Annotated in this window: 15 protein-coding genes; 13 read left to right on the top strand and 2 right to left on the bottom strand. The window is 65.1% G+C overall.

Features of this window, described 5'->3' with window-relative positions:
• The gene (locus AX676_RS07775) at positions 1–2,349 is read left to right on the top strand and encodes a membrane-bound PQQ-dependent dehydrogenase, glucose/quinate/shikimate family (protein ID WP_231734707.1); all 2,349 of its coding nucleotides are present in this window, start codon (positions 1–3) and stop codon (positions 2,347–2,349) included.
• Here AX676_RS07775 and AX676_RS07770 read toward each other — a convergent pair.
• On the bottom strand, positions 2,319–2,648 hold the full coding sequence (locus AX676_RS07770; RefSeq protein WP_066482872.1) for an NIPSNAP family protein: 330 nt from the start codon (positions 2,646–2,648) through the stop codon (positions 2,319–2,321). The two genes, AX676_RS07775 and AX676_RS07770, sit on opposite strands and share 31 nt — an antisense overlap.
• Before the next feature lie 69 nt (positions 2,649–2,717).
• On the opposite strand from AX676_RS07770, the gene AX676_RS07765 reads away from it, so the two are divergent.
• From AX676_RS07765 to AX676_RS07735, 7 genes are all read left to right on the top strand, one after another.
• A complete protein-coding gene (locus AX676_RS07765; protein WP_066482870.1) occupies positions 2,718–3,584 on the top strand; it encodes a hypothetical protein in 867 nt (288 codons plus the stop codon).
• Positions 3,585–3,599: 15 nt separating this feature from the next.
• Positions 3,600–3,998: a cupin domain-containing protein gene (locus tag AX676_RS07760; protein WP_066482868.1), complete on the top strand. Its 399-nt coding sequence runs from the start codon at positions 3,600–3,602 to the stop codon at positions 3,996–3,998.
• Complete coding sequence (locus AX676_RS07755) at positions 3,995–5,689, top strand: FAD-dependent oxidoreductase (RefSeq protein ID WP_066482866.1); 1,695 nt, start codon at positions 3,995–3,997, stop codon at positions 5,687–5,689. The genes AX676_RS07760 and AX676_RS07755 overlap by 4 nt, the downstream gene beginning before the upstream one ends.
• A gap of 59 nt (positions 5,690–5,748) precedes the next feature.
• Positions 5,749–6,387 (top strand): TetR/AcrR family transcriptional regulator, encoded by a 639-nt coding sequence (locus tag AX676_RS07750; RefSeq protein ID WP_066482865.1) that lies wholly within the window; start codon positions 5,749–5,751, stop codon positions 6,385–6,387.
• Between the two features lie 154 nt (positions 6,388–6,541).
• Positions 6,542–8,920 carry a TonB-dependent receptor gene (locus AX676_RS07745; protein WP_066544212.1) on the top strand — a complete coding sequence of 793 codons (2,379 nt, stop codon included), beginning with the start codon at positions 6,542–6,544 and terminating at the stop codon, positions 8,918–8,920.
• 56 nt (positions 8,921–8,976) lie between these two features.
• Positions 8,977–9,684, top strand: a complete 708-nt coding sequence (locus AX676_RS07740; protein ID WP_066482857.1) for a fumarylacetoacetate hydrolase family protein — start codon at positions 8,977–8,979, stop codon at positions 9,682–9,684.
• Positions 9,681–10,772: an NAD-dependent epimerase/dehydratase family protein gene (locus AX676_RS07735; protein ID WP_066482855.1), complete on the top strand. Its 1,092-nt coding sequence runs from the start codon at positions 9,681–9,683 to the stop codon at positions 10,770–10,772. Before AX676_RS07740 ends, AX676_RS07735 begins: the two co-directional genes overlap by 4 nt.
• Positions 10,773–11,174: 402 nt before the next feature.
• On the opposite strand, the gene AX676_RS17760 is transcribed toward AX676_RS07735, so the two are convergent.
• Positions 11,175–13,940: a beta strand repeat-containing protein gene (locus AX676_RS17760; RefSeq protein WP_066482853.1), complete on the bottom strand. Its 2,766-nt coding sequence runs from the start codon at positions 13,938–13,940 to the stop codon at positions 11,175–11,177.
• Between the two features lie 182 nt (positions 13,941–14,122).
• Between AX676_RS17760 and AX676_RS07725 the strand changes: the two genes are divergently transcribed.
• From AX676_RS07725 to AX676_RS07705, 5 genes are all read left to right on the top strand, one after another.
• Positions 14,123–15,346 carry a helix-turn-helix domain-containing protein gene (locus AX676_RS07725; protein WP_156437846.1) on the top strand — a complete coding sequence of 408 codons (1,224 nt, stop codon included), beginning with the start codon at positions 14,123–14,125 and terminating at the stop codon, positions 15,344–15,346.
• A gap of 56 nt (positions 15,347–15,402) precedes the next feature.
• Entirely contained in the window at positions 15,403–16,047 is a 645-nt protein-coding gene (locus tag AX676_RS07720; protein WP_066482843.1) for a hypothetical protein, read from the top strand.
• A gap of 222 nt (positions 16,048–16,269) precedes the next feature.
• Positions 16,270–18,138 carry a hypothetical protein gene (locus AX676_RS07715; protein ID WP_156437845.1) on the top strand — a complete coding sequence of 623 codons (1,869 nt, stop codon included), beginning with the start codon at positions 16,270–16,272 and terminating at the stop codon, positions 18,136–18,138.
• Position 18,139: 1 nt separating this feature from the next.
• On the top strand, positions 18,140–18,670 hold the full coding sequence (locus AX676_RS07710) for a hypothetical protein (protein ID WP_066482840.1): 531 nt from the start codon (positions 18,140–18,142) through the stop codon (positions 18,668–18,670).
• Between the two features lie 130 nt (positions 18,671–18,800).
• The coding region (locus AX676_RS07705) for an L-lactate dehydrogenase (RefSeq protein WP_066483059.1) at positions 18,801–19,700 on the top strand (900 nt) is incomplete at its 3' end.

The raw sequence follows: 19,700 nt of genomic DNA, 5'->3' as shown, positions 1-19,700 counted from the left end.
GTGTCAAAATTGCGGTGGGTTCCGTCCGGGCTGTTTGGGCTGGTGCTTTTGGTGGTGGGCGCGCTGCTGATATGGGGCGGCACGCTGCTGATCGCGGCGGGCGGCTCGCCCTATTACCTGCTGGCAGGAGCTGGATTGCTGGTCGCAGGCATCCTGTTCGGCCTGCGCCGCTGTGCCGGCTTGCAGCTACTGGCGGCAGTAGTGGCGCTGACGCTGCCCTGGGCAATCTGGGAAGGGGGGTGGGATTTCTGGCCGCTGTTTGCCCGGATGTTCGCCCCGCTGGTGCTGTTGACGCTGGGCGGACTGGCCGCGCTCGCGCTGCCTAGCCGCAGCCGGACAGGCGCCGTCGCGTCCGCCCTGATTGGCGGAGCAGGCGCGGCCGCACTGTTCGGGGGGATGTTCTGGGAACATGGCGGCATCCGGCCAGCCAGCCGCGCGCCCTTCGTCGCATCGACCGAGGCGCCGGGCGACTGGCGCTTCTATGGGCGATCCGGCGATGGCAGCCGCTATGCTCCGGCAGGACAGATCACGCCGGAAAACGTCGCGGGGCTGAAGGTGGCATGGACGTTCCGCACGGGCGACAGCGGGGCGGGCGAACTTTTGTCCGAGGACCAGAATACCCCGCTGCAGATTGGCGACACGCTTTATGCGTGCACGCGCAACAACCGTGTCTATGCGCTGGATGCCGATAGCGGCGCGGTGCGGTGGTCGTTCGATCCCAAGCCGGTGCCGCCGCCGCTGTGGCGTCGCTGCCGCAGTCTGGGCTATCACGAGACCGCAACACCGGGGCCGGCTGGCGATCCGGCTGGCGAGTGCCAGCGCCGTATCCTGCTGACCACCATCGACAACCGGCTGATCGCGCTCGATGCCGCCAATGGCCGCCCGTGTGCGGGGTTCGGCAAGGACGGCACCGTCGATCTCGCCGATCAGATGGGGCCGCTCAAGCCCGGCTATCTGATCCCGTCGTCAGGCCCCACCATCGTCGGCGACATCGCCATCGTCGGTGCCTGGGTGTTCGACAATCAGGAGGTGAACGAGCCCTCGGGCGTGGTGCGCGCCTATGATGTCCGCACCGGCGCGCTCGCCTGGGCGTGGGACATGGGTGCACCCGACCGCATCGGCGCACCGCCGGAAGGGCAGACCTACACCCCCGGCACGCCGAACATGTGGTCGGTGCCCAGCTTCGATGCGGCACTCGGCCTGGTCTATTTGCCGATGGGCAACCAGACCCCCGATTTCTGGGGTGCGGACCGGACGGAAGCTGCGGAGAAATACGCGGCTGCCGTCGTCGCGCTGAACATCGCTGACGGCCGCCCGCGCTGGGTCTATCGCACCGTGATCCACGACGTGTGGGACTATGACGTGCCCGCCCAGCCGGTGCTGCACGACCTGCCCGACGGCAAGGGCGGGACGATCCCCGTGCTGGTCCAGGTGACGAAGCAGGGCGACATCTTCATGCTCGACCGGAGAACGGGCCGGCCCGTCGCGCCGGTGACGATGCAGCCCGTGCCGCAGGGCGCGCAGGCGGGCGAGACGCTGTCGCCGGTACAGCCGCGATCGCTCGCGATGCCACGCATCGGCAATGCGACGTTGACCGAGCGCGACATGTGGGGCGCGACCCCGCTGGATCAGCTGGCCTGCCGCCTCGCGTTTCGCCGGGCGCGCTATCAGGGGCTGTTCACGCCGATCACGACCCGCGAATGGACGCTGCAATTCCCCGGTTATTATGGCGGCATGAACTGGGGCAGTGCTGCGATCAACAAGGCGAACGACACGCTGATCGTCAATGACATCCGGATGGGCATCTTGCTGAAGCTGGTGCCGCAAAAGGACGTCGACCGCGTGACCCCGCGCCAGGGCGACCATGACGGGATCGGGCCACAGACCGGCGCGCCCTATGCCATCAACCGCGAGAGCTTTGTCTCGCCATTGGCCGTGCCGTGCCAGGAGCCGCCCTTCGGCACGATGACCGCCATCGACCTCAAGACGCGCCAGATCGTCTGGCAGAAGCCGCTGGGCACGCTGCGCGACACCGGGCCGCTGGGGATCGCCACGGGGCTGGACGTGCCGGTGGGAATGCCGTCGATCGGCGGATCCGTGACGACCGGGTCGGGGCTGGTCTTCTTTGCCGGAACCCAGGATTTCTACCTGCGCGCGCTGTCCGTGGCGGACGGGCGGGAATTGTGGCGCGGTCGCCTGCCGGTGGGGTCGCAAGCGACGCCGATGACCTATGTGTCTCCCAAATCCCGTCGCCAATATGTGGTCGTGTCGGCAGGCGGGGCGCGGCGTTCGCCGGTGAAGGGCGATTATCTGATCGCCTATGCGCTGCCGGGGGGCAGCGGCGAATAGCCGGTCGGCACCAGCAGACGACTGTCCATGCTAGCGATCATCGGGCGGATGATCGCCAGGCATTCCTGCCACCGACTGTCTGCCGCCAAGCGCGCGCGCCGCGCCAGCCGCTCCTCGAACGAGGGATAGGCCCATAGGTGCACCAGGCTGTGCAGCCCGCCCACCTCCACCGTGTAAGCGCCGACAAGGCCGCCAAGGATCGAGCGCTGCACCGGCAGCCCGATCCGCTCATAGGGTTCGAGATACGCCGCCAGCGAATGAACCGGCGACAGGCGATAGGTACGTTCCTCGACGATCATGCGTCCGCTCCGCAATTGACAGTTCGTGGATCTTTATACAAACATACGTTCGTATAAAAGGAGGATGCGATGTCAGCAATCACGGTCAGCGACAGCGACCTTCATCCCTATATCCTGGAAAGCCAGGAGGCCCGCGGGCGCATCGTCGTCGGCAATTCCCTGACGTCGTTTGACGAGGGCGATTGGCAGGGCGACGTGCTGTTGGGCGCGTCCTTTGCCGGCGCACCGACCGGCGCTATTCCGCTGCGGCGGGGTGCGCGGGGCTGGATCGCGCACGAAGGCGGGCCGGGCAAGGACGAGGCGGGGGTCGCCGGCCTTCCGCTGTCGGACCGGTTTGGTGTTCCGGCCGCCGCCATCGCCACCATGGAGGCGCGGCTGTCCGACGGCGACTCGCTGCTGACCGGGCGGGTTTCACGCGCCAACGCCGCCGCCAACGCGATCGGTGTGGTGCCCGGCATGACCGGGCTGGAGGCCGCGCGCGTCATGCTCGCAAATGGGCCAGAGGGCGCACCGGCGGATGTCGATGCGCTCGTGGACGAGGAAACCCGGATCGTCCACCGCGCACCCAATGGCGGGCGCATTTTTTCCTGCTGGTCCTTTTCGCGCGTCGGCGAATCGACGCCCGATGACGTGTTCTGCGTCGCCTCACACGGCGCGCGATTGATGGCACTCTACGCCCTGCGCATTCGGCCGAAGGGGCTGATCTGCAATGATGCCGGGCGTGGCCTGGACGATCTGGGGATCGAGGGGCTGGCGATGCTTGACCCCGAAGGCATCGCGGCCGCCTCGGTCGATACCGACAGCGCTCGGATCGGCGACCCGCTCAGCACCTACGAGCATGGCGTGATCTCCGCCGCGAATGCCACTGCCGCCGCGATGGGCATCGCACCGGGCATGAGTGCGCGCGATGCCGCGCACCGAATGCTGGAAGGCTGAACAGGGGAAACCGTGATGACTGCCACCGGAATCGAACAGGCCGCCGACGGCCTTGGCCCGCTCGCCTCGCGCTACATAGATGTCGCGTCGCTGCCCTGGAAACCGACGCCGACGCCGGGCATCGACATGAAGGTGCTGATGTCCTTTCCCGAAACCGGGCTATTGACGGCCCTGTTCCGCTGGCAGCCGGGCACCGCACTGCCGCTGCACGAGCATGTCGAGGTCGAGCAGACCTATGTGCTTGAAGGCAGCATCGTCGATGACGAGGGCGAGGTGCGCGCGGGCGATTTTGTCTGGCGGCCCCGCGGCAACAGGCATTTGGCGAGGTCGCCGGACGGCGCACTGGTCCTCAGCTTCTTCCTCAAGCCCAATCGCTTCATCGGCGGGGAATTTGACGGCCTGGAGCTGAAGTGAGCGACGCCGAAGCCGACGTCATCGTCGTCGGATCGGGGGCAGGCGGCCTGTCGGCAGCGGTCACGGCCGCACGCCTCGGCCTGTCCGTCCTCGTCATCGAAAAATCGGGACTTGTCGGCGGGACGACCGCGCGGTCGGGCGGCGTCCTGTGGCTGCCGGGCAATCCGGTTGCCGCACGGGCGGGGGTGACGGACGATGTGCCGGCGGCGCGCAGCTATATGCACGCGATGGCCGGCAACTGCTTCGACGCCGAACGGGTGGATTCATTTCTGTCCAATGGTCCGGAAATGGTCGACTTCTTCGAACGGGAAACGCGCGTCGCGTTCGTCGCCCAGCCAGGTTTCCCCGATTATAATGCCGACAGGCCCGGCGCATCGGCGGGCGGGCGCTCCATCGTCGCCGCGCCAATGGACGGTCGCGAACTTGGGCGCGAAATCCGCCGCCTGCGCCCGCCGCTTCGCGAAATCACCTTTGTCGGCATGATGTTCAACGCCAGTCAGGAAGTGCAGCATTTCTTTCGCGCGACGCGGTCTCTGACCAGCGCCCTTTACGTCGCCCGGCGGCTGGCCGTCCATGGCTGGGAAATGTTGCGCCATGGCCGGGCGATGCGGCTGACCAACGGCAATGCCCTGGCCGCACGCCTTTTCGCCAGCGCGCTGGATCTCGGGGTTCAGATACGCACGGGCACCGGGCTGGTTGAACTGATCGAACGGGGCGGGCGCGCTGTCGGCGTCCTGACCGATGGTGGCGAACGCCTTTTCGCCCGCCATGCCGTCGTCCTGGCAGCGGGCGGCTTTCCGCGCGGCATCGCGCGGCAACAGCGCCTGTTTCCGCATGTGGCGGCGGGCGGGCAGCATTTGTCGCCCGCGCCGGACAGCAACCAGGGCGATACGTTGACGGCCGGCGAGTCGATCGGCGCGCGGGTTCGCGATGACCTGCCCAACGCGGCCGCCTGGATCCCGGTCTCTGCCGTGCCCCGCGGCAAGGGGCCGCACGGCGTCTTTCCGCACCTGATCGACCGGTACAAGCCCGGCATCATCGCGGTCGATCCGTGGGGCCGCCGTTTCGTGAACGAGGCGAACAGCTATCACGATTTCGGACAGGCAATGCTGGAGCGTTGCCGCCGGGACGGGCGCGTCTATGCCTGGCTGATCGCCGATCACCGTGCGTTGCGCCGCTATGGTCTGGGCATCGTCAAGCCTTTCCCGGTGCCCTATGGCGGCTGGATCCGTTCCGGTTATCTGAGGCGGGGCCGCACGGTTGCTGAGCTCGCGCGGGCGATCGCGTGCGAGCCCGAATCGCTGGACGCCACGCTGGCCCGCTTCAACCTCGACGCGGCGAAGGGCGAGGACACTCAATACGGCAAGGGATCGACGCCCTATAACCGCTATCTGGGCGATCCTGGGCATCTGCCCAATGCCTGTATTGCGCCGCTCGATCAGGCGCCCTTCTTCGCGGTGAAGCTCGAGATGGGCGATCTCGGCACCTTTGCCGGCCTTGCCACCGATGCGCGGGCGCGGGTGCTGAATGCGGCCGGCGCCCCGATCCCCGGCCTCTATGCGGTCGGCAATGACGCGGCCAGCGTGATGGGCGGCGCCTATCCCGGCGGCGGCATCACCCTGGGCCCGGCCATGACCTTTGGCTACATCGCCGCCCGCACGATCGCCAGCGACGCGGGGCTGGAAAACTAGACCGGGTTGGGGCAATCCGGTCACCCCGGCTTTTACAACTACAAGGTAGCGCAAGGTCCATGCCCGCCACGAAAAGCGACATCATCTTCAAATCGACGGACCGACCTTCGCGCGAAAAGGGTCGTGAAACCCGCGAAATGCTGCGGCACGCTGCAATTACGCTGTTTGCCAAACATGGCTATCAAAATGTCAGCCTGAGGATGCTGGCCCAGCATATCGGGATCCAGGCCGGCTCGATTTACAATCACATCACCAACAAGCAGGAATTCCTGTTCCTTCTGCTGCGTTCCATCATGGAAGATCTGCAAGCGGAGGTGCAGTCGGCTGTCGATCGGGCACAGACCGCCCCGGAGCGGCTGGATGCGTTCATCCGCACCCATGTCCATTTTCATGCGATCAACAAGGAAGCCGTTTTCATCGGCAATATGGAGCTGCGGAACCTGGAGCCGGAACATCTCGACCAGATCCTCGACATGCGCCGCGCCTATGAAGCGCGGTTCAGCGACGCCTTGCTCGATGCCGCCCGCCATCACGGCGTCGGCATCGATGACGTCCGGTTCATGACCCGCGCGGCTTTTTCAATGATGAACGGAGTCGCCAGCTGGTACAGCCGCAAGGGACCGATGAAGAGCGATGCCGTTGCGCAGGGTTTTGTCGACCTGATCCATCGAATGGCCGGCATCCCCCAGGAATCCTGAGGCTTTTCAACTTCCTACTCCGGGAGACCAAAAACTATACGAACGTTTGTAAGCCTATTGCGGCCGCATTGCGCTTGCTTTATAAACTAACGAACGTTCATATTATGCGACGGATCGGCAGGATAGCCGACCGTGCACGAGAGAGGGGAAGTCCATGAACAAGAGCGTGATCCGTTCGCTGCATCAATGCGCCGCGATACCTGCGTTGATGGTCGCCGGGATCGGCACCGCACAGGCACAGGATGCGACGGCAGACGCCGAGCAGACGACGGAAGCGAGTGCGCAGGATGGCCTCGGTGACATCATCGTCACTGCCCAGCGCCGGTCCGAAAGCCTTCAGGACGTTCCCATCTCGATCACCGCGTTCGGCACCGAGACTCTGCAAACGCGTGGCATCACCAGCGTCAGCGATCTGGCCCGCGTCGTCCCGGGGTTCCAGGCAGCGGAATCAGGCCTCAATACGCCGATCTACACGCTGCGCGGCATCGGCTTCAACGAATCCAGCCTGTCGGCGACAAGCACGGTAAGCATCTATGTCGACGAAGTTGCCATCCCCTTTCCCGCGATGACGCTGGGCGCGACGCTCGACCTCGAGCGGGTCGAGGTGGTGAAGGGGCCGCAGGGCACGCTCTATGGGCAGAATACGACTGGCGGTGCGATCAACTATATCGCCGCCAAGCCGACCGACATGGTCGAGGGCGGCGTCACCTTCGGCTTCGGGCGCTTCAACGCCGTGGAAACGGCGGGCTACCTCAGTGGGCCGATCACCGACACCCTCAAGGCGCGGCTGGCCGTGCGCACCGACAATGCCGATGACTGGCAGCGCAGCCAGCTGCGCCCCGGCGACGGCGCGGGCCAGGTCAATCGCCAGAGTGGTCGCCTGACCCTCGAATGGGAACCTGCGCCGACGCTGCGCACCACCCTCGTGATGAGCGGCTGGCGCGACCGCAGCGACACTCAGGTGCCGCAGATCCGTCAGGTCGACCCCGTGTTTCCCGAGGCGGTCAATCCCGATCTTGCCGCATATCCGATCGCGCCGGAGGGCGATGTGCGCGCCGCCGACTGGGATGAGGGATCTGACTTCGCGCGCGACAACTGGTTCTGGCAGGCCTCTGGCCGCGTTGACTGGGATCTCAGCCCGGACATCACCCTGTCGTCCATAACCGCCTATGCGCGGTTCAAGGATGAGAGCTTCAACGAATATGACGGCACGCCCGTCACCGTGTTCGATTTCACCACATTCGGCCGGATCAATTCCTTTCAGCAAGAGCTCCGCCTGACTGGCTCGTTCGAAGGGCTGGCCGACTGGGTGGTCGGTGGCAATTACGCCCGCTCGACCGTCTATGCCGAACAGACCTATCGCACCGGCCAGACCAGCGCCAACCGCATCTCCGGCGTGCAGTCGGCGGAAAATTTCACCGACCAGACACTCAAGTCCTTTGCCGCTTTCGCCTCGATCGACTGGCAGCTGACCGACAAGCTGACCCTGACCACGGCGGCGCGCTACACCGATTTCAAGGTCGATTTCCGCGGCTGCAGCGGCGACACGGGCGACAATACGCTGAGCCCGATCATCCAATTCGTCAGCGGTCTGATCCGCACCGGCGCGGGCCTGGCCCCGCTGCCCGCCAGCCAGTTCCAGCCGGGCCTGCTCAGCAACGGCAACTGCACAACCTTTGTCGATCCGCGCGGCGACGTCAGCCTGACCGCCACGCCGGGCCTCAGCGTCAACACGCTGGCGGAGGACAATGTGTCCTGGCGCGTCGCGCTCAACTACAAGCCGGTCGACGATCTTCTCTTCTACGTGTCCGCAAGCCAGGGCTATAAATCGGGCAGCTTCCCCAATGTCGCCGCCACCGGTTTCCGCCAATATGAACCGGCGACCCAGGAAAAGCTGATCGCCTATGAAGCGGGCGTAAAGGCGAGTTTCGGCCGCACGGCGCAGGCGAATGCCGCGGTGTTCTACTATGACTATACCGACAAGCAGCTGCGCGGGACGTTCCTGGACGAGGTGTTCGGCCCGCTGAGCCTTCTGATCAACATCCCCAAATCGCATATCGTCGGGTTCGAGGTGGATACGACCGTGATCCCCACGCCGGGTCTGAAGCTGACCGGCGCTGCCGCATATCTCGACACGCGCATCGACGAATATGTCGGCCTGGACGTCAACGGCGTGCTGACGGATTACGAGGGCGGCGTGCTCAGCTTCGCGCCAAAATGGTCGCTCGATTTCGACGGCCAATATGACTGGGATGTCGGTAATCTGGGCTTCTTTGTCGGGGGCAGCTGGTCCTATCGCGCGACCGCGTCGGCGGTGTTCGGAGAGGACCCGCGGCTTGACCTGCCCTCCTACGACCTGCTCGGATTGCGCGCCGGCTTTGGCAACGAAGCGGCGGGATGGCGGCTCACCTTCTGGGGCGAGAATGTCACCAACAGCTATTACTTCAACAATGTCCTGCCGCAGTTCGACACGATCAAGGCCTATGTCGGCCGTCCGGCCACCTATGGCGTGCGGCTGAACTACGATTTCTGATATCCTCCCTGGCGTCCGGGCCCTGTGCCGGACGTGCCTTGTCGGTGAGCTGCCCCATGTCGCTGCTGTTCGATCTTCCTGTCGCTTCGGTCGCGGTGGCGGGCGATGTCCGGCGCTTTCCGGTTCGCCGCATCTTTTGCGTCGGGCGCAACTATGCCGCGCATGCACGGGAAATGGGCATGGACCCGGTCAAGGATCCTCCATTCTTCTTCACCAAGCCGGCGGATGCCGTGGTCGATGACGGCGCGTCCATTTCCTATCCGCCGCTGACCAGCAACCTGCACTACGAAGCCGAGCTGGTCGTCGCCATCGGCGCAGCCGCCCGGGACATCGCGGCCGATTCGGTGGAGGATGTGATCTTCGGCTATGCCGCCGGGATCGATCTCACCCGCCGCGACCTCCAGCTCCAGGCGCGCGACATGGGCCGCCCCTGGGACTGGGGCAAGGCGTTTGATCACTCCGCCCCCTGTGGCCCGATCCTTCAGGCCAGCCGCGTGGGCGGGGTGCCGGATGCGGGCCACATTCACCTGTCGGTCAATGGAGAGACGCGGCAGTCTGCCGATCTTGCCGACATGATCTGGGGCGTGCGAGACATTGTGTCGCTGATCTCGCACGGGATGGCGCTGAGCGCTGGCGACCTGATCTTCACCGGCACGCCGGAGGGAGTCGGGCCGCTGGTGCCCGGCGATCACGTCGTTTGCACCGTCGACGGCATCGGCACGGTCGCGATCGATATCGGCCCGGCCGCGGGAGGAAGATCATGAAGCGCAAGGTCGCCGTCATCGGCGCGTCCGGCCTGATCGGCCAATCCTGCATCGCCCATTTCGCGGCCCAGCCGGATACAGAAGTGATCGGCGTGTCGCGTCGCGCGCCGTTCCACCTGCACGGCGCCCAGTTTGTCGCCACCGACCTGCGCGATCCCAAATCGGTCGCGGCGGCGGCGGATGCGCTGAAGGGCGTGACCCACCTTGTCTATGCGGCGCTCTATGAGGCGCCCAGCCTCGTCGCGGGCTGGTCGGATCAGGAGCAGATCCGCGTCAATGCGGAGATGCTTCGCAACCTGATGGAGATCGGCATCACCGATCATGCGGCCCTCGCCCATGTCACCCTGCTCCAGGGGACAAAGGCGTATGGCGTCCATATCCGGCCGATGGTGCTGCCCGCGCGCGAGAATCGCTCGGAAATGCGCGAGCACCCCAATTTCTATTGGGAGCAGCAGGATTATCTGACCGAGCTCGCCGGGATGCACGGCTGGCACTTCACCGTGCTGCGGCCGCAATTCGTGTTCGGCCATTCGCTGGGCGCGCCGATGAACCTGATCCCGGCGCTCGGCGTCTATGCGGCGATCCTCAAGGCGCGGGGCGAGCCGCTTCATTATCCCGGCGGTCCCATGGGCATATTGGAGGCGGTGGACGCCGACCTGATCGCCGAGGCGATCGACTGGTCGCATGGCGCGGAAACGGCCCGGAACGCGGTCTTCAACATCACCAATGGCGACATCTTCCTGTGGAAGAACATCTGGCCCGCGCTGGCTCGCTCGCTCGGCATGAAACCGGGCGAGGACCGGGCGATGGAGCTGGCAACCGCCATGCCTGCTGCTGCGTCCGAATGGGATGCGATCCGCGAGCGCCACGGCCTGGCCGCGCCGGATATCGGCAAGTTCGTCGGCTCCTCCTTCCAATATGCCGATTTCGCGCTCGGCTATGGACGCACGGTCGCATGGGAGGACTCGATTGTCTCGACGGTGAAACTGCGCCGCGCCGGATTCAGCGGCGCGATTGATACCGAGGAGATGTTCGACAAATGGTTCTCGCGCCTGCGTGCCGATCGGCTGTTGCCGCCAATCGACTGACTCCGGAAAGCATGACGACGAAGTCGCGGATAATGTCCCGCGCGCGCTTGAGGATAATGTCTAGCCGCGGGTGGGGTCGGACGGGCCGGGGATAACCCGTTCGGCCAGCGTGCGGCCGAGGAAGCAAGCGTGGCGAGCGATACGGGCAGCGTCTTTCGAGCTGCACGGCGCACTCAACAGAAAAGTGGAGCAGGTTCTGGACGACAATGGTCGAAAGCGGACGTTTGCTTAGCTGACTGAAACCGCCCGGCCGGGCCATGCCAGCCATGAAATGACGGCCCATGGTTTGCGCGCGATGATATCAAGGCTGGTGAAGGAAAGCGGAAAGTGGCCCCCGGACGCGACCGAGCGCGCGAAGGAACGGGTGCAGCGCGACTCACACGCGCCTTGCCACCACCGACCTCACGGTGTCGGAACGGTGCTTCCCGGCGTGATGACGATGTCGTTGTTGGTGAGCGCGGTGCCAGGGATCAGCGTGGCGATGATCTGTGCCGCTCCCGAACTGGTGCCGTCCGCGTCGTAGAACAGGCGACCGGTCGCCTGATCGTACAGGAGCTGCGGACCCGCAGCGGTGGCGGCGACGCCTAGCACGAACTGCGCCGCGGTGATGGTCGCGCCGGTAAAGCCGGTGAAGGTACCCTCGCTCAGCGAGATCCGGTCGCCTTGCGCCGCGCTGAAGTCGGCGATCACGTCGGCATTGCCTATACCCACGTCGGCAAAGTGAAAGGTGTCCGCGCCGCCCAGCCCGGTCAGCGTATCGACCCCCGCGCCACCCGCCAGCACGTTGCGCCCGAAATTGCCGCTGATGCTGTTGTTCCCGGCATTGCCCTGCAGCACCAGATTGTCGAGCGCGCGCGCGTCGGCGGCAATGAGATTTTCGATGTTTGCGCCGAACAGACCCAGATTGAAATTGCTGCTGGTGAACACCGTGTCCGTGCCGGCATTCGGGAACTCCTCGGCGCGGTCGTCGGCAGAATAGACCCGATAAATGTCGTCACCAACGCCGCCGCGCAACGTGTCGCCTAGGCCGGCCGGGGCACCGCCGCCGTCGAGAATATTGTTGCCGTTGTTCCCGATGATGAGTTGCGCGCCCGAATTGCCGATCAGATAGACGTCGCCGGTCGCCGCATCCGCCCGCAGATCATCGATCGCGACGTCTTCGGCCAACGCGTAGCCGCCGATCGTGCCTTCGAAGACGACAAGGTCGAAGGTCTGCGTGAAGCCGTTGGGTGCCAATCCGGTTTCGATGATGACATCGTCCGCGCTGTCGACGCGATAGACGTCGCTGCCGGCACCGCCCACCAGCGTGTCGGCCCCACCCCCGCCGATCAACGTCTCTGAAAGCGGCCGATCCGTGCCGTAAATCGTTTGGCCAAACTCATTGCCGGTGATCAATGCTGGCCCGCCACCAAGCCGCAGGACTTCCACCTCGCTGCCTGCGCCAAGGACGAACGGTTCGCCGGCCGCACCGGCGAAGGTGATCGTGTCAAACCCGCCACCGACCGCTTCCAGTACGATATCGGCCTGGCCGAGGAGGTCGTCGATGCTTTCCAGAATGTAAAAATCATCCCCACCGAGGCCGATCAACGTGTCCGCGCCGCCGCCGCCCACGAGCGTGTTCGCCGCCATATTGCCGATGATCTGGTTGTCGGCGACATTGCCGGTCAGCACGATGCCGGTGGTCGTGCTGCTGTGGTCGGCGACCGACAGGGTTTCGACCACGCCGAATGCCGTCGCCAGCGAATAGCTGGAGCTGGTGAATATCGTATCGACCCCGCCCGCGTCGGTTCCGGCGATCCCTGATCTGGTAGCGAAGTCGTAAATCTCCTCGCTCACCACATCGGCGGCGCTGTAGGCGCGATAGATGTCGCCGCCGCCGCCGCCATAGAGCGTGTCGCCCGCACCGCTCGCGCCGGCCGCGCCGTTCAGGATGTTCTTGCCGTTGTTGCCGACGATCTGCTGACTTAAGCTGTTGCCGACCAGGAAGACGTTGCCGGCGGCACCGGCGAGCAGCCGGTCGACATTGACTCCGTCGGCCAGGGCATAGCCGCCGGTCGTGCCGTTGAACTGCACCACGTCGACGGTCGGGGTCACGCCATTAGCCGCAAAGCCGCTTTCGATGATCACGTCGTCGGCGGAATCGACGAAATAGTCATCTTCGCCGCCACCGCCGGCCAGCGTGTCGGCGCCGCCGCCGCCGTCCAGCGTTTCGTCGAAATCACCGGCGGCACCATTGATCCGCTGGGCGAATTCGTTGCCGAAGACCTGGTTGACGTTGGCGCTCAGGTTGATGACGTCGATCGACGCCCCCGCGTTCAGGATGAAGGTCGGGGCGACCCCCAGCGCGAAATTGATCGTGTCGGTGCCGGCCGAATCGATGATGGTGATGTTGCCCAGGCCGCCGATGACATAGGTGTCGTCGCCGTCCAGGCCGATCAGCGTGTCGTCGCCGTCGCCGCCGCCGTTCAATGTGTTGTTGCCGAAATTGCCGATGATCGTCTGGGTGCTGCCGTTACCGGTCGGCACCAGCGCTTCGGTGCCGCTGTGCGTCGCCGCCGACAGCGTTTCAATGATGACCCCGGCGGCGAGGGTGAAGGTGGCGACGGCCTGGCCCGCCGCCTGCAGCGACGCTGCGTCGATAAAGGCGATGTCGGCACCGCCATCGGAGTCGACCAGCACATCATTGGGGTTGCGCACGACGAAAATGTCGTTGCCGCCGTTGCCGATCAGCGTATCGCCCCGACCCGGCTCCGACGTGTTGCGACCGCCGTCGAGCAGGCCATCGAACAGGCTGCCTTCGATTTGCTGGGCAAAGTCGTTGCCGACGAACGACACACCGGCATTGAATATCGAGATGATCTCGATCCGGGCGCCCGGGCTCAACGCATGGGAAGCAAGGGCGTTGAGCCGATCGACTTCGCCGGGTCGATCCTCAACGATCAACAGGCCCGAGACTGGAAAGTTCACGAAGTATCGGTCTTCGCCGTCTCCGCCGACCAGGGTGGCGCCGTTATGGGCGAATAAAAGGTCATCGCCGGCGCCGCCGACCACGCTGTCGGCACCCTCGGCAACCAGACGATCGTCGCCACCATTGCCGAAGATGGTCTCCGCCAGACTACTTGTGCCCCTGATCGTGTCCGGGCCATCGGTGCCGATGAAGATCGCCATGTGCTGCGCTTCCCCTGGGTCGCATATCCGCGCGCGTCCGTGATAACGCCCGCTCCGCATCGACCCGGCATTGCCAAGGTGGCGCGATTCCCGTCAATCAGCGCGCACGTCTCCACGTCTCATGTCCGTTGTTAGCGCGTCGCACGTGGCGTTCGTTGACGAGGGCTCAACCAAAGCGGTTTTTGACCCTCGATCTGTTAACCGGCTTGCCCTGTGCCGGCTCTGTGGCGACCGGATACAGCGTTAATTGCCGCGCTGAAAAACGTGCCCGCACTTCAACCAGAGGCTTCGGGATGCTATTTCAACTTGCGATGGACCAGCCCGCTTCCCGGTCGAAGTCACGAACGGCGTCGACCGCCGCAGATTGGGCACCCGGCGAAGCGCGCTGGACCCCGGCGATCGTCCATCCCGAGACACCCATATTGGTCAATGTCTCGACCGATGCAGTGCCACCAGCCGATCGCTTCGCATACTGGTGCAACATCGCGTACTATCACTTCGAAGCTATGCCGCGACCGGTCGACGCGCCGCTATTCTCGGCGGAGGTGCATGGTGCGTTGATGCGAACCGTCGAAATTTATCGCTACCGGTCGGATGCGGTGCGCGGGGTGCGCACCACCCGCCAGATCGAGCGCGATGGCGGCGATATGATCAGCATCGGGTTCGTAATCGAAGGCGAGCGCCAGGCCACCCAGCAAGGCGATCGCATCACGCGCGCGGGGCCCGGAAATCTCTTCGTCTACGATGCGGCGCGCCCATGCGAATTGGGCTGGACGGCGCACCGGGGCATGCACGTCGGATTGCCACGCCGCACCGTGGTTCGGGCGCTGGGCCATGATGTGCCGCGCCCCAGCGTGCTGATCGATCAACTTAACCGGACGTCGTCGATCACGCTGCTTCGCCGCCAGTTCGAAATGGTCTTGGACCTGCTGCCGATGGTTGAGCCGCACGCCGCTGCGTTGATGCTCGACCAACTTGTGCAGACGATCAGCTTCGCCCTCATGCGGATCGAAGCTGGGCCGATTGAGGGTGATGCGACGCGAAGGCGGGCGCTTTATTCGGTCGCCATGATGGTGATCGACCGGCATCTTTCATCACCGGGCCTGAGCCCCGATTTGCTGGCCAATCGCCTCAACTGTTCGCGTGCGACACTCTATCGCGCCTTTGCCGATCAAGGCACATCGATTGCCGCCGTCATCCATCAGCGTCGGTTCGAGCGCGCCAGGCGGTTGTTGCGTACCCTCCCTGCCAGCGTAGCCGTGAGCGAGATCGCAACCCGCTGCGGCATCTATGACACGATCAATTTCAGCCGGCGCTATCGGTCGCGTTTCGGCTGTACGCCGAGCGACGAACGCGCCGACCCGCCCTGCGACAACGCGACGTCTCGATTGCGACACCAGGATTAGCGCTGGCGCCGCCTGATGTGGATTATCCTCCGAACGCGAAGCGCGGGGGCGGAAAAATGCAGGTACGGACGTTCATCGACAGGCCATTGTATCTGAACACGCTGGGCGTGAATGCGACCACCATGCTTTCCAACTTCGTCCGCCCGCAAATGCTGGGCGACGAGACCGTCGACGGGACGCGCTCAGTCTATCTGTTCGGCGGCCGTAGCTCGATCCGCCGATATTGCGATGCCGTCCGCTTTACGGTCAGCGCGCGGGGCGCGCTGTACATGCAGGTTGCGCGCGGCAGCTATGGCCTTTTCAAGCCGCGAGCTGATTACAAGGACAAGAACCTCGAGATGCAGTTCGCGAACGAGATCGGTGCCTACAAGCTCAAGACGGTCACGCTTGTCGCCATCTGCGCGACCGCGCCTGACGTCGACACCACTTACATGTTTGACGAATCCGGCGTGATGCACACCAAGGTCTCGAGCACGCGAATTGGCATGGCGTTGGCCGAATGGGATGAAATGGATCTGCGGATGCGGAAGTCGACTGCGGGCCCGTCCATGACCAAGACCGACTACAATCATGCCAAGTCTTACCTGGCAGGCCAGAAGGATGCACTGAGCAACTATGGCGACACCATGGACGCGCTGTTCCCAGGCCGAGTCAAAAACACCGGTCGATGGTTGAAGGGCACGCCGCCGCTCAACGAGTAAGGAGCGCGTCGCTTCCGGGGGGCGAACACTTGACCAGGTGTCGTCTAAAATGTGCGTGCGGCGAGGCTCCCGTTCGCACCAAGTCGTTCCGGAGCTAAGGCGTCGGAACGGTCGTTCCGGGCGTGATGACGAAGTCCGGTTCTCTCAGGGCTATCGTTCCAGCGTCTCACCGTGCTTGGGACGCCGCGCTGGCGACCCGCTCCGCGGCAAAATCATCGCGATGTGCACGGCCTGAAGTTAGGGTCTCGGGGATGGGACGATTATCCGGGCCATCCGCGCAAGTGGGCCAATGGCGTGACGTTTCCGGGGCGCAACGCTGGCCAGGTCGCGGCCTGGCGGTGCTCGCCGCTCACGCCACTTGCCACCGCGACCAGATTCCGGCATTGCCCTGATATACTATATATTATATTGTCGTGCCGGGCTTACGGAGGATGGATTATGAACGGCACGATTAGATCGTTTCGACTGGCTCCACGGAGGCATGGCGTCGACCTGCAAAGGTTTGAACGAAACGCTGTCCAGAAATTCGTATTGCGAGCAGCCACATCGTTCAGTGCGCTCATCGTCACCTGCGCTCTAGGGCCGGTGACCTTCGCACAAACCCCCGCGCCGGTGAATGTGACGTTGAGCCAGAGCCAGCCGGGTCCCTTCACCGACGCCGTGCGGCCGAACGTCTCGATCAACTCCTACTGGTTGAACGATCAGAACGCCGCGATCTTCTTCAATTCGACCACGGTGGCGCAGCTCTTCAATACCCTCGGCGGGTCAGACGCCGTGCGGCGCCTGCGCATCGGTGGATCGGGCGGCGACACCACGTTCTGGACGAGCACGAACGAGCCGACCCCGGCATGGGCAACCTATGTCCCTGGATCGACGACGCAAGATGGTCGCGGCCGGATCACGCCCGCGAGCCTTACGGCGCTCCGGAACTTCGTCAATCGTACCGGTTGGGGCATCGTCCTCACGGTCAACCTGCGTCAACGGGTCGCGTCGCCAGCGTCCGACGCGGCCCGAGCGGCGAATTTCGTCGCTGCGGCTCGCGCGCAGCTCGGATCCGGCCTCGCGGCCGTCCAGGTCGGCAACGAACCCGACCTCTATGGCGTCTATGGGGGCGGAAGCGGTCCGGGGACGTATTTTTCGCACTGGCGTCAGTATCGTACGGCGATCGAGCAGGCTGCGCCGAACACGCGCTATTACATGGCCGCGACGGCAAGTATTGGCGGGTTTCTCGACGCATTCGTCCAGAACGAGCTGGCCCTGCCGTCGCCGGACATCAACGCGCTGACCGCCCATCACTATAATGGATGTGCCACCAACTTCGGCTCGATCAGCAACCTGACGAGCAGAGGGGTGTATGACGGGCAGATCAATGCCGCGCAATTTATCGTCAGCCGTGCCGCAAATCCCGACCTGAACGTCCCGGCGGTTCTGGACGAGCGCAATTCCTATTCTTGTGCCGGTCGGCCGGCGGTCAGCAACAGCTTCGCCGCGGCGCTCTGGACGCTGGACAGCAGCCTGTTGTTCGCGCGCGAAGGAATCCAGCGCCATTACCTGCATTCGATGTTCGGCCGCTGCGGCGACATCGCGCCGGAATATGGCTGGTACTCGCTGTTCTGCTCGCCCGATGACGCCGCGCGCAACGCCGGCGCCGTCCAGGCGGCCGTGCCCTTTTACGGCGCGCTCGCGGCACGGCTGGTCGGCTCGGGTCATTTCCTGCCGGTCACCTTTGCCAACAGCGACGATCTCAACCAGACGCGCGTCTATGCGCTCCGTGCCGCAAGTGGCAACGGGCTGACCGTCGTCGTCGTCAACTATAGCGATCCGGACTCGTCGTCGAGCCGTGTGGTAAATGTCGATCTCGGGCGCCTTTACGCCAGCGCCAGCAGCATCGTGCTGCAGACATCATCCGCCAGCGATCTGTCGGCGACAACGACCGCCGGGATCACCCTGGGCGGTGGCAGCGTATCGACGACCGGGGTGTTCAGCGGCGCGACCTGGACCAACGTCCCCGTCACGCCGGTGGGTGGCTCGAACTCCAGCATCGCGATCACATCGCAGCCGGCGACAGCCACGATCATTCGACTGAACTAGCGTGGCCGATCGACTGAATGGATCGGCACCAGGACAACGGGACACCCAGGCAGGCGGAAAGCTCGGCCTGGGCGCCCTGTGTCTCATCATCATCGGCGTCGCGGCGGTCGTGACGGCGGCGACGTGGCTGCTCCTGTTCGGCGCCGCGCGGGACAACGGACCGTCGGGCGCGGCGGGCGAGATCAAGGTCGAACGCGCGCCTGCAGCCGGCGGGTCGGCGGCACCTGCGGTTGAATTGCGCAACGTCATTCGGCCCATCGGCGAGGGATATGTGCTCAAACATGTCGACATGAGCTCGAGTGATCCCTCAGCGTCGCTCCAGGCGCCGGACGGCACGGTGGCGACATGGCGGGCGGGGGTGCAACTGCCTGACGGCACGCGCCTCGAGCGGATCGGGCCATCCTATGTGATCCTGGGCCGGGGTGGCGAAACGCGCCGCATTGGCGTGGAAGTCACCGAGGTACCAGCTATGGCCTTGCGCAAGGATGGCCGGGCGCTCGGCACGCCGACGCCTGGCGCGCCTTCGGAGTGAATAGAGACGTGGCGCGGCGGCTCCGCTCAGAACTGGCGACGAGCCGCTCAGTGCGCCCTGATCCCGTGCGCCATTCACTGCAGGTGCCTCCACCTGGCGGCGCGCCGGGCCTGACCTCGCGACCTGCCGGATGATCATTTCGTCCACTGCTGATTTCCGTGAGGCGGCCCGCCGCCGTGTGCCCCGTTTCCTGTTCGATTATGCGGATGGCGGTGCCTATGCCGAGGACACGATGCGCCGCAACGTCAGCGACCTGTCGGCGATCGCGCTGCGCCAGCGGGTGCTGAAGGACGTCGCGACGATCGACCTGACGACACAGATCCTGGGCATGCAGCAGGACCTGCCCGTCATGCTCGGCCCCGTCGGCATCAGCGGCATGTATGCCCGGCGGGGCGAGGTGCAGGCCGCGCGCGCCGCCACGCGTGCGGGCATCCCGACGTGCCTGTCGACCGTGTCGATCTGCGGGATCGAGGACGTCGCCGCCGCCGCGCCCGACCGCTTCTGGTTCCAGCTCTACGTGATCCGCGACCGTGGCTTCATGCGCGACCTGATCGCGCGCGCCAAGGCGGCGGGCGCGAAGGCGCTGGTGTTCACCGTCGACATGCCGGTGCCCGGCGCGCGCTATCGCGACGCGCATTCGGGCATGTCGGGCCCGAACGCAGCGGTTCGGCGCGTCGCGCAGGCGATGGGCAAGCCCGGCTGGGCCTGGGACGTGGGCGTCATGGGGCGGCCGCATACGCTGGGCAACCTGGCGGCGGTGCTTGGCCGCAACAGCGGGCTCAACGACTATATCGGCTGGCTGGGGGCCAATTTCGATCCGTCGATCCAGTGGCGCGATCTCGGCTGGATCCGCGAGCTGTGGGACGGCCCGCTGGTCATCAAGGGCATATTGGACCCCGACGATGCACGCGAAGCCGCGGCGCTGGGTGCCGACGCGATCGTCGTGTCGAACCATGGCGGACGCCAGCTCGACGGGGTGATGTCGTCGGCACGCGCGCTGCCGACGATCGCGGATGCGGTCGGCGACCGG

Origin of the sequence: Sphingomonas sp. CCH21-G11 (assembly GCF_001555965.1) — a bacterium.
Lineage (GTDB): Bacteria > Pseudomonadota > Alphaproteobacteria > Sphingomonadales > Sphingomonadaceae > Sphingomonas.
Note: the sequence above shows the minus strand (reverse complement) of the source record. Positions and strands in the feature narration are given on the sequence as shown.